Source organism: Collinsella sp. TF11-5AC (assembly GCF_003436775.1).
GTDB lineage: Bacteria > Actinomycetota > Coriobacteriia > Coriobacteriales > Coriobacteriaceae > Collinsella.
In genome coordinates this window covers 129,400-142,193 of record NZ_QSQO01000001.1, presented here as the reverse complement: position 1 = coordinate 142,193, position 12,794 = coordinate 129,400, and the positions used below count along the sequence as shown (strand labels likewise).

Sequence of the window (12,794 nt, the reverse complement as noted above, 5' to 3'; positions counted from 1 at the left end):
GCACATGGACCAGCGTTCCGTACGCGATATTCTTGCCGGTAAAACCTACTTTATCCGCACCTTTGGCTGCCAGATGAATCAGCACGACTCCGAGCGTGTGAGCGGTCTGCTTGATTCGTATGGCTGCCTCATGGCGCTCGATCCCGCGCATGCCGATATCGTTGTCTTCATGACGTGCTGCGTGCGCGAGGCCGCCGATACTCGCCTGTACGGTCAGTGCAATTCCTGCAAAAGCCTGCCACCTTCGCCTTCGGGCAAGCGCGTGGTTGCCGTTGGCGGTTGCATCGCGCAGCGCGATGGCGAGGGCCTGCTCACCAACGTCGATAACGTCAATGTCATCTTTGGCACGCATTCCATCGCGCATGTGGCCGAGCTCATTGCCGAGGCGTTCCTTGATGGCAAGCGTCATATCCGTACCAATGAGCATGAGGATACGGATGCCATGAGCATGCCGTGGCATCGCGAGACTCAGTATCACGCCTGGGTGCCCATCATGACGGGCTGCAATAATTTCTGCACCTATTGCATCGTGCCGTACGTGCGTGGTCGCGAAAAGAGCCGTCCCTTCGAGGAGATTGTCGACGAGGTGACCGGTTTGGTGCGCCAGGGCGTGCGTGAGATTACGCTGCTGGGCCAAAACGTTAACTCATATGGTCGCGATCTGTTTGGCAAGCCGCGTTTTGCCGATCTGCTGCGTGCCGTGGGCGATACGGGCGTGGAGCGCATCTTCTTTACGTCTTCGCATCCCAAGGACCTGTTGCCCGAGACCATCGACGCCATGGCCGAGACGCCTGCCGCTATGCCGCAGCTGCATTTGGCCGTCCAGTCAGGTTCGACGCGGATCCTCAAAGAGATGAATCGCCGTTATACACGCGAGGACTATCTGGGCCTTGTCGATCGCATTCGCAACCGCATGCCCGATATCGCGCTCTCGACCGACATTATCGTTGGCTTCCCGGGTGAGACTGAAGAAGACTTTGAGCAGACGCTCTCACTTGCCGAGACGGTCCGCTATGCTCAGGCCTATACCTTCATCTATTCCAAGCGCGCCGGTACCCCGGCCGCCGGGATTGACGATCCTACGCCGCATGAGGTTATTCTCGAGCGTTTCAACCGTCTGGTTAAGGTTATCGAGACCACGGCACACGAGTATAACCAGGGTGAGCTTCATACTGTGGTTCCGGCGCTCATTGAGGGAACGAGTAAAAAGAACGACGCGGTCCTGCTGGGCAAGAGTCCCAAGAATCAGACCGTGCATGCGCCTATCCCCGAGGGTTACAGCATCGATCAGCTTGTTGGTAAGATCGTTGATGTTGACGTTGACGTTGCCAAGACCTGGTATTTGTCCGGCTCCGTTGTGGGCGAGCCGCGCTAATGGTTTCTCCCGGGGCAGGTCTTTCCGCCGTTGCGATCGTCGGTCCGACGGCGGTTGGTAAGAGTGATGTTGCCGACCGTTTGGCAGCTCGTCTTTCGTCCGAAGTGCTGTCGTGCGATGCGATGCAAATCTATCGCGGCATGGACATCGGTACCGCAAAGATGGTGCCCGATGAGTGCACGGCGCCGCTGCGTCTCGTCGACATTGTAGAGCCGGGTGTGGCATATTCTGCTGCGCTTTATCAGGCCGACGCGCGCGCGCATGTTGAACGTCTCCTTGGTTCGGGTTGCCTGCCGGTTTTTTGCGGAGGTACGGGGCTGTATCTCAAGGCCGCCCTCGATGAGATGGACTTTCCCTCGGGTGAACTTGAGGACGATCGTCGTGCGGGCTATCAGGAGCTTGCCGAGCGTATTGGCGAGGAAGAACTGCATGCCTTGCTTGCCGAGCGCGATCCAGAATCGGCTGCTGTTATTCATCCCCATAACGTGCGCCGTGTGATTCGTGCGCTCGAGATGCATGATGATGGCGTCTCCTATGCGCAGCAAAAGTCGCAGTTTAGTGTTCCGCACGAGCATTATCATGCCCTATGGTTTGGTCTGACGCGTAATCGCGAGGTGCTCTACGAGCGCATTAACCAGCGCGTCGATCTGATGTTTGAGCAGGGTCTTGTCGATGAGGTCCGCGGTCTTATGGGCCAGGGGCTGGGAGATGCCCTGACGTCGATGCAGGCAATTGGCTATAAAGAGATCATTGATGCTTTCAATGGCGTGATGAGCATGGATGAGGCTCGCGAACTCATTAAGATGCGTTCGCGTCGTTATGCCAAGCGTCAGCTTTCGTGGTTTAAGCGCGATGACCGTATCGTGTGGTTTGATATGGATGAATGTACGATCGATGAGGTCGTTGAGGATATCCTGCATCGTATTGAGGCTGCCTAATGGCCCGTTTCCCCCTTGTTCCCACGGCACCCGAGCCCGAGCGTGCCATTTTAGTTGGTGTTGAGTGGCGCGACAATGCATGGCCGCTCGATCGCTCGCTTGATGAGCTGGAGCGTCTTGCCCACACAGCTGGTGCTCAGTGCGTGGCACGCTTGTCGCAGCGTTTGGTAAAGCCGTATCCTAAATCGTTTATCGGTTCCGGCAAGGTAGAAGAGCTGTGCGGCCTGGTGCATCGCATGGATGCCGATGTCGTTATTTTTGACGACGACCTGACGCCCTCGCAGCAATCCTATTTGGAGAAAGCTGTGGGCGAGCCGGTAAAGATTATCGATCGTACAGCACTGATCCTGGATATCTTTGGCCTGCATGCTCAGACGCGTGAGGGACGCCTGCAGGTACAGCTGGCACAGCTTCAATATTTGTTGCCTCGCCTGCGTGGCATGTGGAGCCATCTCGCCAAGGAGCAGACGCGCGGCGGCATCGGCTCACGTTTTGGTCAGGGCGAAAGTCAGCTCGAGGTCGACCGTCGCCTTATTCGTAATAAGATCGCTGCGCTTCGTCGTGAGCTCAAGCAGGTTGAACAGCGTCGCGATGTTCAATCCAAGAGTCGCATTGAGTCACCGGCGTTTCGCGTCGCGTTGGCCGGTTATACCAATGCCGGTAAATCGACGTTGCTCAATCGTCTGACCGGCTCTACGGTACTTTCGCAGGACAAGCTGTTTGCTACGCTCGACCCGACGACGCGTTCGTATCGTCTGCCCGGCGGTCGCGGCATGACGATTACCGATACCGTCGGCTTTATTCAAAAGCTGCCGCATGGTCTGGTCGATGCCTTTAAATCGACGCTGTCCGAGGTTTTGGGTGCCGATCTAATTCTCAAAGTCGTAGATGCGTCTGACGAGGACTATGAGCGGCAGCTGGAGGCTGTCGACCGCGTGCTTGATGAGATCGGCGCCGGAGAGCGTTTAACGCTTACGGTGTTCAATAAAATCGATCTTCTCGATAGCGTCGATCGATTGAGTTTCCGTCGTCGCTATCCGGAGGCCGTTCTATTTTCGGCCCAAACGGGCGAGGGGCTCGACGATCTCGTCGACCGGATTGCTCGCGAGGCAGCTGCCACCGATGTGTTGCTCTCCGCTGATATCCCGTATCGTGAGGGCGCTCTCATCACGCTGGTGCATGAGCAGGGAACCCTTCTGCATGAGGAATATCTCGAGGACGGCGTTCGCATTGTGGCGAAGTTGCCGGCTCGTATTGCACCGCGGCTCGAGCGTTATCGCACCGAGTAGACGAGCTCCAAAATGCCCAGAATGATGGGCTGATGCAGCAGATAAAAGGGGAGAGCGTGACGTCCAAGGCTGGCGAGCGCCGGCAGGGGGTTGGCGTAGGCCCAGCTAGGGACGGTCTTATCGATTCCCTGCGCTATGTGTGCGGCGAAGTATCCTGCAAGATACATAAAGATAAACGGGATGATGGGGTAGTAATCACCTGAGATAAACCCAGGGCTCGGAAATCCCAGCCACGCCAGGTAGGGGACAGGGTAGATCGTTTTGGGGATGCTCCAGGTGATTGCGAACAACATAAGGCATAGGGGCATGCCCCATCTCGCCGTTATCTTCTTAAGGACGGGATCGGTCAACGCCACGATGCCGGTGCATGCGGCCATGCAGTAGATGATGCCAAAATTAACCGAATCGTCGACTGAGACAAGTGTTGTTGCCAACCAGACAACGAGTGCTGCTAAGGCGTATTTGGCGGCACGTTTGATATTGTTGCGCGAAAGGGTGCACATCCAACCGGCGATAAACAAAAATACCCAGCTGATGCTGGCGCGCCAGATGTCTTGAAAGACTGACTGGGTAAACCAGGGCATATCCCAGCCGTACAGGTAGGCGAGATCATAGCAAGCGTGAAAACCTGCCATAGAAATCATCGTAAACCCGCGGACGGTATCAAATATGGTTATGCGTTTTTGCATTACGAGAACCGGCGCATCAAGCCGACGACTTTGCCCAGGATAACGGGATTCGTTGCATAGATAGGTTCCATGGTGTCGTTCTCGGGCTGCAAGCGCACACGCCCCTGCTCCTTGTAGAACGTCTTGACGGTCGCCGAACCATCAATCATGGCCACGACAATTTCGCCGTTCATGGCACTCTTTTGTTCACGGACGATGATGTAATCGCCATTGAAGATGCCGACATTGATCATTGAGCTCCCATGCACCTCAAGGATAAAGGAACCCTGATCAGTGGCGATTTCGGTCGGGATAGTAAACGTGTCTTCGATATTCTGCTCGGCCAGAATGGGAATCCCGGCCGCGACGCGACCAACGAGCGGTAGCGAGACCGTTCCGCGAGGTGCGGTGGGCTCGTCAGATTTAGAAATTGAGACAGAGGAACCGTCCTCGTTAAAGAGTTCCAGGGCACGCGGCTTGGTGGCATCGCGCTTGAGCAGCCCGCGCGCCTCCAGGGCAGAGAGATGGGCGTGCACGGTGCTTGGGGAGGAAAGGCCCACGGCAGAAGCCATCTCGCGCACGCTGGGCGGATAACCCTTCTCCTGCTGATATTCCTTGATGAAGTCGTAAATTTGCTGCTGACGCTTGGTAATTTTGCGAGCCATCAGGGCATCCTCTCTACCCATGTCAAACAAATGTTCGAATTTTGCTTGACAGGAACAACTGTTCGAAGATAATAATAACCGAACATTCGTTCTCGCGCTAGACATTTTTGTCCGCGCGGCTTGATAAAACTGTTCTCAGCAAAACACGCGAGAGGAGAACATGATGAACGTAACGAATATGGTCCAGGGAAACCTCGCCCTTAAGCTCGAGACGCCTGCAGAACCCACTTTTACGGTTGTTCAGGGTGGCCGCTCCGGCTTTCAGCCTTTGACCGTAAAGCCTGCGCGCAATCAGCAGGCTGTAGTCGCGCCGGCCCGCGTTGCCCTGAAGGTTCCGACGATTGTCGCCGTCGCCGTTGCGCTTACGCTCTTCTTTGTCCTCGCTATGTCGGTCTTTAGCGCTCGTCACGCCGCGTATGCCGAGTCCGTTTCCAACATTACCTACGAGACCATTCGCGTTCAGCCTGGCGATTCTCTTTGGTCGCTTGCCGAAGAATATCCAATCGAAGGCCTTTCCACGCAAGAGACTTCCGACATGATCCGTAGCGTCAATCATCTGGAGCATGGTTCGCTCGCCGCCGGTGCGCATCTTAAGGTTCCTGCTCGTTCGTAATCATTATCGCGCTGCGCATGGTACCCTTGTTATCGTTTAAGAGGAGGTACCATGCGCTGTCCCAAATGCGGCAAGGCACATACCCGCGTCGTTGATTCCCGTATGCAGGAGTCAAATAACACCATTAAGCGCCGTCGCGAATGTTGCTCGTGTAACTACCGCTTTACAACGTTTGAGCGATGCGAGGACCCTATCGAGGTCATTAAGTCAGACGGAACCAAGCAGCGGTTCGATCGCAATAAGCTGCTCGTCGGCTTGATGCGCGCCACCATCAAGCGCGATATCGACACTAAGAAGCTCAATGAGATTATCGATGACATCGAGGTCGAGCTTCGCTCTCGCACGCTGACGGCCGTCACGTCCCATGAGTTGGGTGACATGGTGCTCAAGCGCTTGGCCAAGATCGACAAGGTTGCGTACATCCGTTTTGCCTCGGTCTACCGCGATTTCAAAGACGTCGATGAATTTCTGCAAGAGCTCGACAAGCTAAGGTGATTCCATGTCCAACATTACCGTCAACATAAAGCGTCTCGACCCCACCCTCGAGCTTCCCAAATACGCCCATCCCACCGATGCCGGCTTGGATCTACGCTCCAACGAAGACTGCGTCCTGAAGCCCTTCGAACGCCGTCTGGTCTCTACGGGGCTGGCCATCGCCCTGCCCGATGGCTACGCCGGCTTCGTCCAGCCCCGCAGCGGCTTGGCCATCAAGCAGGGCCTGTCTATAGTCAATACGCCGGGCCTCATCGACGCCCACTACCGAGGAGAACTCAAGGTTATCCTCATCAACCTGGATCCCTCCAATAACATTCAAATCAATAAAGGCGACCGCATAGCCCAACTCGTCATCCAAGAAGTCCCCACGGTCAATCTCATAGAAGTAGAAGAACTAGACGAAACCGACCGAGGCAAAGGAGGCTTCGGCTCCAGCGGCATCGCCTAGGGCGCCCGTATCCCTCCCGCCCGGGGCTTACCTATATCATTCCATGCTCAAACATTCTCGCGTCGCTTCGCTCGCTGCGAAACTGCGCGTGGAACGATATAGGTAAGCCCCGGGCGGGCGGCTACTCGCTTGAAACAATATTTACTTTTCTAGTAAGTCGATGCGATGAAGGGACGCCTCCTTTGTCGCATCGACTTACTGTATTTATATTTTCTGGTTCCCCTTTGCAGATTCTACTGGTGGGGAATCTGGTATAGCCGCTGGTACGTTAACGCAGCTTACCTGCGGGAGGCCCCTATATATCGTCCCGCGCGCAGTTTCGCAGCGAAGCGAGAATGTTTGAGCACGGGATGATATATAGGGGCCTCCCGCAGGCAAGCGGAAATTAAGACGCTAGCGGATGTGCGCGGGTTTTCCGCCCCAGTAGAAGCGGCAGAAGGCTCGTTTGCGCTTTTGGGGTTTGCCTACGAGCTCCATGGTTGCGATGGCTATGTCTTCGGCTGCGTGGGGGCGGCGTAGTACTTCGCCGTTGATGAGCAGTGCCTTGAGCGACTCAGGATGATCGTGGAGATGTCGCAACGTCACGATGAGCTCTCGTGCGGTGGTGACATGCATGCTGGCGCCCATGCCGGTGAGCATGGTGGTGTTGGCCTTTTCCTGGCCATAGGACTTGCCCAACAGGATCATCGGCAGGTGTGCGCACAGGCATTCGGTGACGGTGAGTCCGCCCGATTTGAGAATTGCCAGGTCGCAGCCGAGCATAAGCGCTGCCATATCATCGACATAGTCCAGAACCGTGACGTTTTCGAGCTTCATGGCGTCGAAGAGCGTTTTGAGGCGGGTGGCATATTCGGTGTCTTTGCCCGGCAAAAAGACAAAGTGCATGTCTTCGAAGCTGCGTAGGAAGGGGAGGGTGCGGTCCATCTCCGCGCGAAAGCGAACGTACGGTTGAGGCAAGCTGGCACCGGCCATTACCAGCACGACGGTCTTGTCGGTGGGGAGGTTGAACTTAGCTAGCTCTTCCTCGCGATCGTAATCCGTGTCGAATCCGGTGCGAATAGGAATGCCGGTAATGCGAATCTTTGTCTCGAGCACCTTGCGCGGACGCAGCGTTTCGGCCATAAATTCGTTGGCAACACAGAATAAATCGGTGTCCTTGTGGGGCCACCAGCCCTCGACTTCGTAGTCGGTCGGTACGCAGATGACCGGATAATCGATACCCGTAATAATGCGAGCGCCCACGGCAACATTGGCTGCCGTGATGTGCGTTGTAACCACGGCTATGGGCCTGCGGCTACGAATATATTCGTTGAAGGCGGGGAACATAATTCGCGACCATGCCGTGCCGCCACCCCAGAGCAGATGCCCCGTAAGCGTATATCGCCAGGTCAGGTCGTAAATGGGGCGCGTGGCTCCCGTAAAAGAAGCCGCGGTTTTATTGCCATCGAATTTAATACGTCCAAAATCAAGGATATCGAGTACTTCGATCTCAACATCCTGGGGGATGCCATTGGTTCCGCGGATGAGGTCGAATGCCTGCGCAATCGCATTTGCGGCGGCCTTGTGGCCCGAGCCGACCGATGCGTGCACGATGGTCACAAGAGGTTTTTGCTGAGCCAAGAGCGTGGTTTGCTCCGATTGGGGAGTGCTGTGCATGGGCAGGGGAGCGTCGTCGCTCGTCTGCGTCTGATCCATCGATAACTCCCCTTCGACGTTGTAACACGGATTTATCATTGTAGTGCATGAGTGTCACGTTCACGTAAATTTGGGTATGAGCGCAAAGAACGACAACGTTTCGACGAAAGGACGCTTCATGACTACCGATAAGCCGATCGATGTTGCGATTATCGGTGGCGGCCCCGCGGGCTATGCTGCCGCCATTTATGCTGCGCGTGCCAACCTTACGACGACCGTGATTGAGCAGGGCATGTCGGGAGGGCAGATCGCCACAACCAATGAGGTCGAGAACTATCCGGGTTTCCCGCTCCTGAGTGGCGCCGAACTCGGCGAGCGTTTTCAGCAGCATGCAGAGGGCCTGGGAGCACAGGTTACATGGAGCATGGTTACGGGTATCGATTACGATGCCGATGCAGCGTTGTTTACGGTGCATCACGATATGGGCGATACGCTGGCCTCGAGCGTTATCGCTTGCATGGGTGCCACGCCGCGTCCGGCAGGTTTCGCAGGCGAGGATACGTATCGCGGTCGTGGCGTTTCATATTGCGCAACATGTGACGGCATGTTTTTCCGCGGCAAGCAGGTTTTTGTAATCGGTGGTGGCAATTCGGCATGCGAAGAGGCGCTGTTCCTGTCCGACATTGCCAGCAGTGTGACCATCGTGCTGCGCCGCGACCAGTTCCGTGCGCCGGATGGTGTTGTTCAGAAAGTACTCGCAAAGGACAATATTACAGTTAGGTACCAAACTAGTATTGTGGAGCTATCGGGCGAAGCCATGCCAACGACGATTACCTTTAAGGACAATGCATCTGGGGAAACTCATGCCGAGTCATTTGAGCCCGGCTCGTTTGGCATCTTTGTCTTTACGGGGACGCAGCCACATACCGAGCTTGTTGAGCATCTAGTCGACCTGGCTCCCGACGGCGGCATTGTCACCGACGATTCGATGGCCACCTGTACACCTGGTCTATTTGCCGCTGGCGACATCCGTTCCAAGCGCTTACGCCAGGTTGTGACCGCCGTTTCTGATGGAGCCATAGCGGCAACGAGCGCATACGCGTTTCTCCGTGGATAAGTACGATAATATATCTTATGTAAGGTTGCTATCTTTAATCAAAGTGGTTGGACGATGCATCAATGTGTTGTCCAACCACTTTTACTTGCCGGCTATGTGGTATGTAAAACTAGATAACCTAGAATACAATATAGAAAACGAACGGAGGCCTCTTATGAACCACGCTAAATACGTTATTCCGATGTCCGATTCGTCGGTCAGCATTAAGCCTGAGGATATTCAGCCCACGGTGCTGCCCGATGCATTTATTCAGTCCGAAATCGTGCGCAAACTCAATACGTTGAGTCTGCCGCGCTATGACCAGTTGCCCAATGTGACGCTCTACCGCGACCAGGTTATTGAGTATGTTGCGCTGTGGATGGAGCCGCTGTCCATTTGCGTTGAGCACCCTGTCATTACGCCATCGATGATCAATAACTACGTGAAGGTCGGCCTGGTGCCTGCTCCGGTCAAAAAGCAATATGGCCGCGAGCAGATTGCCCGCCTGATCGCTATCTGCCTCTTTAAGCAGGTCTTACCTATTGCTGCGGTGCAGGCACTCTTTAACATTCAGCGTTTGAGCTACGATGCCCCGACGGCCTTCGATTATGTGGTCGATCAGCTCGAGGCATCGATTCGTTCGGCGTTTTCCGTCGAGCAGACGCCGGTTCCCGATACGGCGCATCAGGTAACGCGTGAGTCGCTGCTTGTGCGCAGTGCGGTTTCATCCTTCGTTTCGAAAGCGTACCTGATGAGCTATCTAAAGTTTAATGGGTTTAATAGCTAGCCGACGTATAAAACGGGCGGGACAAAGAGCCAGCTGTCACTTTGTCCCGCCCGTATTTTTGCTTGGTTGGACTTTATTGGCCCGAAGCCACGCCCATGCCGTAGCCGATAATGAGCCCATGCATTTCGGCATAGTATGAATCTAGCCCGTTACAGGGCATGATGATAGTCTTGGAGCCTGACCAGCGCTCCACAATGCGGCTGGCAAGTGCCTGGGCGCCTGTCTCATTTTCCACATGGTCGATGACGACCTCGCCGCCCGTAAAACCCTCGGCTTCCATGGTATCGATGATCTTGTTGAGCATCTTCTTTTCGCCACGCGTGTGACCGACGAGTTCGATTTTACCGGCCTCGCTCGCCGTTCCCAAAATGCGGATATTGAGCTTGTTGGCAATGACGCCGGCTGCCTTAGGGATACGTCCAGCTTTGGCGAGGTTTTCGTAATTGCACAAACTGAAGAGGATTTTGCTGTTATGCTCAAGGCTATCGAAGTATGCGCAAGCGTCCTCGAATGAGACATCCGGATTGCTTGCAAGATAGCGGTCGAACAGCAAGAAAATGAGGTCCATTTTGCCGCCAGCTGCGCGTGAATTGACTAGATGAATCTGTCGGTCGGGCTCCTCGGCAAGAACCATATCGCGAGCCGTGGCTGCCGCGTTGTAGCTGCCCGACACGCCCTCAGAGATCGGCATGCAGATGGTCTTGTCTGCCAATTTGAAGAGCTCGGCCCACTCCCCTACGCTGGGACAAGCGCTCGAAGAAGCGTTCGTCTCCGCCTGAACAGCGCAGTTGAGCTCATGTACATCGAGCGAAAGGTCATCGACGAATTCACGCTCCCCCACTCGAATTTTGAGGGGCGCAAATGCAAAGGTGGTATGGGGTGCGGTCGGTTGCCAATCGCGGAGGTTGCAGCTTGAATCTGAGATAAGTGCCCAGCTCATAGAGGGTCCTTTCTAATTGCTCCCATACAATTATAGCCTTCTTGCTGACCGATTGGGCCGCTATCTAGTATTCAAAACTAGATAGCGGCGTGCACTAAAGGCAAAAGAATGGACCCCATGACTCAGAGCCACGAGGTCCATCTCCGTTTGTTTTATCTGAATACTTAGTAGCGAACGAAGATATAGTTGTTGTTCATACCGGCTGCGACGGAACTGATGATGACGCCCGTTTTGTAGTCAGAAGCATGGATCATCTGACCATTACCGATATAGATGCCGGTATGGTAGGAGTTAACCACAACATCGCCGGGTTGCGGATCGGACACACGGGTCCAACCCATGAAGTCGACCGTGGTGCCCAGACGGCAGTAGCGTCCCGTGAGGCAATAGCTTACAAAACCGGAGCAGTCAAAGCTGTTCGGCCCAATGCCACCCCAAGAGTAAGCGTATCCGAGTTTGCTATAGGCACGCGAAACAACGGAACCGCCGTCAACGGACTGGCTCGGTGCGGAAGGCGTCGGAGCCGGAGCCGGAGCGGGCGTCGGGGGCTGCGGAGCGGGCGCGGGCGTGTTTCCGCCGTCGTTGGTCGTACCGCCACCCTTGTTGGTGTTCTCGGTCGTACCGGCGGTGTCGTTACTCACCGTGGCCTTTTCGGCGGTGCTGGCGTTTATACCAGCCTGCAGCGCGGCGTTGGCCTCGGCCTCGGCAGCAAGCTCGGCCTGCAGCTGTGAATCCAGGGAGTTCACGACGCTCTGGGCCTCAGCCTGCTGGGCATTGAGCTCGTCGACCTTCTTTTGCGTCGCGGCGACGTTCTTCTCCTGCTCGGCCTGCTTATCGGTGAGCTGCTGCTTAAGGTCCTTGACCTCCTGAATGGTTTGGGCCTGCTTGTCGGACACCTTGCCGTAGTAGAAGAGACGGTTGAGCATATCGCTCAGGTCATCGACGCCCGTCAAAACCTGAAGCAGGCTCAGACCGCCGGTTTTGTACTCGCCGGCGACATAGGTCGAGAGCTTGGCCTGGCCTTCGGCGATCTCCTGCTGCTTTTGCGTGATCTCGCCTGCAGTCTGATCAAGCTCCTGCGTCTGTGCGGAGAGTTCATCGTGAATTTGCTGGGTTTGCGTGCCGATCTGCTCGAGCTTGGTACGGGCAGCGGCAAGGTCGGATGCGGTATCGGCGTAGGCCGGAGCCACGAGGCCCAGGCCCAAAACACAAGCGAGGGTTGCCGTAGCAGCGCAGCGTGCCATGTTTCTGTGCGTGTTTGCTGTGCGCATGGAGCTTCCTTTCCGGTATCTAAGGGTAGCGGCTAGTCCACCGTTACCAGGCTAAAGAGCTCAACGTCCTCGTTAGAAGGCGTGAGCTTCTTGCGCGGGTTGAGAAACGCAAGCTCAAGGATACAACCGTAGCCCACAAGCTTTGCGCCCATATCTCGCACCAGTTTACCTGTTGCCTCGACGGTTCCGCCCGTCGCGACCAAGTCATCCAGAATCAACACGGTATCTTTAGAGCTGATAGCGTCGGCATGGATCTCAATTGAATCGGTGCCGTACTCGAGCTCGTAGCTCTGGCTTACGGTCTCGCGCGGCAGCTTGCCCGGTTTACGTGCGGGAACAAAGCCGGCGCCAAGGGCTACAGCCACCGGTACGCCAACCATAAAGCCGCGAGCCTCGGGACCCACGACCTTGGTGATTCCCATGCCGGCAAAGTGCTCGGCGAGGGAATCGGTCATGGCTTTGAGCGCCTCGGGATTGCCAAAGAGCGGCGTGATGTCTTTAAAGATGACTCCGGGCTCGGGATAGTCGGGGATGTCGACGATTTGAGATTCGAAGTCGTACATTGCATGACCTT

The 12,794-nt window shown here is 55.6% G+C and carries 14 protein-coding genes; 8 read left to right on the top strand and 6 right to left on the bottom strand.

Annotation, left to right across the window (positions count from 1 at the left end; genetic code table 11):
- The first annotated feature begins 4 nt into the window (after positions 1–4).
- From miaB to hflX, 3 genes are read left to right on the top strand one after another with little or no spacing between them, the layout of a single operon-like run.
- Positions 5–1,375, top strand: coding sequence for a tRNA (N6-isopentenyl adenosine(37)-C2)-methylthiotransferase MiaB (miaB, locus tag DXD16_RS00710; protein WP_117654791.1), 1,371 nt, complete (start codon positions 5–7; stop codon positions 1,373–1,375).
- The gene (gene miaA, locus DXD16_RS00705; protein ID WP_117654790.1) at positions 1,375–2,313 is read left to right on the top strand and encodes a tRNA (adenosine(37)-N6)-dimethylallyltransferase MiaA; all 939 of its coding nucleotides are present in this window, start codon (positions 1,375–1,377) and stop codon (positions 2,311–2,313) included. The genes miaB and miaA overlap by 1 nt, the downstream gene beginning before the upstream one ends.
- On the top strand, positions 2,313–3,602 hold the full coding sequence (gene hflX / locus DXD16_RS00700; protein ID WP_117654789.1) for a GTPase HflX: 1,290 nt from the start codon (positions 2,313–2,315) through the stop codon (positions 3,600–3,602). The genes miaA and hflX overlap by 1 nt, the downstream gene beginning before the upstream one ends.
- Here the strand turns inward: hflX and DXD16_RS00695 are convergent.
- Complete coding sequence (locus DXD16_RS00695) at positions 3,587–4,291, bottom strand: heparan-alpha-glucosaminide N-acetyltransferase (protein WP_117654788.1); 705 nt, start codon at positions 4,289–4,291, stop codon at positions 3,587–3,589. The genes hflX and DXD16_RS00695 overlap by 16 nt on opposite strands.
- On the bottom strand, positions 4,291–4,935 hold the full coding sequence (gene lexA, locus DXD16_RS00690) for a transcriptional repressor LexA (protein ID WP_040359862.1): 645 nt from the start codon (positions 4,933–4,935) through the stop codon (positions 4,291–4,293). Before lexA ends, DXD16_RS00695 begins: the two co-directional genes overlap by 1 nt.
- Positions 4,936–5,098: 163 nt before the next feature.
- On the opposite strand from lexA, the gene DXD16_RS00685 reads away from it, so the two are divergent.
- Genes DXD16_RS00685 through dut form a run of 3 tightly spaced genes read left to right on the top strand, consistent with a single transcriptional unit; the run spans position 5,099 to position 6,491 of the window.
- Positions 5,099–5,548, top strand: coding sequence for a LysM peptidoglycan-binding domain-containing protein (locus DXD16_RS00685; RefSeq protein WP_158561607.1), 450 nt, complete (start codon positions 5,099–5,101; stop codon positions 5,546–5,548).
- A 51-nt stretch (positions 5,549–5,599) separates the two neighbouring features.
- Complete coding sequence (gene nrdR / locus DXD16_RS00680) at positions 5,600–6,043, top strand: transcriptional regulator NrdR (RefSeq protein WP_022093781.1); 444 nt, start codon at positions 5,600–5,602, stop codon at positions 6,041–6,043.
- Between the two features lie 4 nt (positions 6,044–6,047).
- Positions 6,048–6,491 (top strand): dUTP diphosphatase, encoded by a 444-nt coding sequence (gene dut, locus DXD16_RS00675; RefSeq protein WP_117654786.1) that lies wholly within the window; start codon positions 6,048–6,050, stop codon positions 6,489–6,491.
- A gap of 393 nt (positions 6,492–6,884) precedes the next feature.
- Here the strand turns inward: dut and DXD16_RS00670 are convergent, their stop codons facing one another.
- Positions 6,885–8,186, bottom strand: a complete 1,302-nt coding sequence (locus DXD16_RS00670) for a glycosyltransferase (RefSeq protein ID WP_233502542.1) — start codon at positions 8,184–8,186, stop codon at positions 6,885–6,887.
- 118 nt (positions 8,187–8,304) lie between these two features.
- Between DXD16_RS00670 and DXD16_RS00665 the strand changes: the two genes are divergently transcribed.
- Together DXD16_RS00665 and DXD16_RS00660 are read left to right on the top strand one after the other, a co-directional pair.
- Positions 8,305–9,243, top strand: a complete 939-nt coding sequence (locus DXD16_RS00665) for an NAD(P)/FAD-dependent oxidoreductase (RefSeq protein WP_117654785.1) — start codon at positions 8,305–8,307, stop codon at positions 9,241–9,243.
- 154 nt (positions 9,244–9,397) lie between these two features.
- Positions 9,398–10,009 carry a DUF1836 domain-containing protein gene (locus tag DXD16_RS00660; protein ID WP_199408031.1) on the top strand — a complete coding sequence of 204 codons (612 nt, stop codon included), beginning with the start codon at positions 9,398–9,400 and terminating at the stop codon, positions 10,007–10,009.
- A 73-nt stretch (positions 10,010–10,082) separates the two neighbouring features.
- On the opposite strand, the gene DXD16_RS00655 is transcribed toward DXD16_RS00660, so the two are convergent.
- From DXD16_RS00655 to DXD16_RS00645, 3 genes are all read right to left on the bottom strand, one after another.
- Complete coding sequence (locus tag DXD16_RS00655) at positions 10,083–10,949, bottom strand: DegV family protein (RefSeq protein WP_117654784.1); 867 nt, start codon at positions 10,947–10,949, stop codon at positions 10,083–10,085.
- A gap of 164 nt (positions 10,950–11,113) precedes the next feature.
- Positions 11,114–12,220 carry an NlpC/P60 family protein gene (locus DXD16_RS00650; RefSeq protein ID WP_117654783.1) on the bottom strand — a complete coding sequence of 369 codons (1,107 nt, stop codon included), beginning with the start codon at positions 12,218–12,220 and terminating at the stop codon, positions 11,114–11,116.
- A gap of 32 nt (positions 12,221–12,252) precedes the next feature.
- Positions 12,253–12,783 carry an adenine phosphoribosyltransferase gene (locus DXD16_RS00645; protein ID WP_117654782.1) on the bottom strand — a complete coding sequence of 177 codons (531 nt, stop codon included), beginning with the start codon at positions 12,781–12,783 and terminating at the stop codon, positions 12,253–12,255.
- Positions 12,784–12,794 lie beyond the last annotated feature (11 nt).

Excerpts from the sequence above, each read along its gene's own strand:
- miaB (WP_117654791.1), top strand. The coding sequence starts at position 5 with ATGGACCAGCGTTCCGTACGCGATATTCTTGCCGGTAAAACCTACTTT.
- miaA (WP_117654790.1), top strand. The coding sequence starts at position 1,375 with ATGGTTTCTCCCGGGGCAGGTCTTTCCGCCGTTGCGATCGTCGGTCCG.
- hflX (WP_117654789.1), top strand. The coding sequence starts at position 2,313 with ATGGCCCGTTTCCCCCTTGTTCCCACGGCACCCGAGCCCGAGCGTGCC.
- DXD16_RS00695 (WP_117654788.1), bottom strand. The coding sequence starts at position 4,291 with ATGCAAAAACGCATAACCATATTTGATACCGTCCGCGGGTTTACGATG.
- lexA (WP_040359862.1), bottom strand. The coding sequence starts at position 4,935 with ATGGCTCGCAAAATTACCAAGCGTCAGCAGCAAATTTACGACTTCATC.
- DXD16_RS00685 (WP_158561607.1), top strand. The coding sequence starts at position 5,099 with ATGAACGTAACGAATATGGTCCAGGGAAACCTCGCCCTTAAGCTCGAG.
- nrdR (WP_022093781.1), top strand. The coding sequence starts at position 5,600 with ATGCGCTGTCCCAAATGCGGCAAGGCACATACCCGCGTCGTTGATTCC.
- dut (WP_117654786.1), top strand. The coding sequence starts at position 6,048 with ATGTCCAACATTACCGTCAACATAAAGCGTCTCGACCCCACCCTCGAG.
- DXD16_RS00670 (WP_233502542.1), bottom strand. The coding sequence starts at position 8,186 with ATGGATCAGACGCAGACGAGCGACGACGCTCCCCTGCCCATGCACAGC.
- DXD16_RS00665 (WP_117654785.1), top strand. The coding sequence starts at position 8,305 with ATGACTACCGATAAGCCGATCGATGTTGCGATTATCGGTGGCGGCCCC.
- DXD16_RS00660 (WP_199408031.1), top strand. The coding sequence starts at position 9,398 with ATGAACCACGCTAAATACGTTATTCCGATGTCCGATTCGTCGGTCAGC.
- DXD16_RS00655 (WP_117654784.1), bottom strand. The coding sequence starts at position 10,949 with ATGAGCTGGGCACTTATCTCAGATTCAAGCTGCAACCTCCGCGATTGG.
- DXD16_RS00650 (WP_117654783.1), bottom strand. The coding sequence starts at position 12,220 with ATGCGCACAGCAAACACGCACAGAAACATGGCACGCTGCGCTGCTACG.
- DXD16_RS00645 (WP_117654782.1), bottom strand. The coding sequence starts at position 12,783 with ATGTACGACTTCGAATCTCAAATCGTCGACATCCCCGACTATCCCGAG.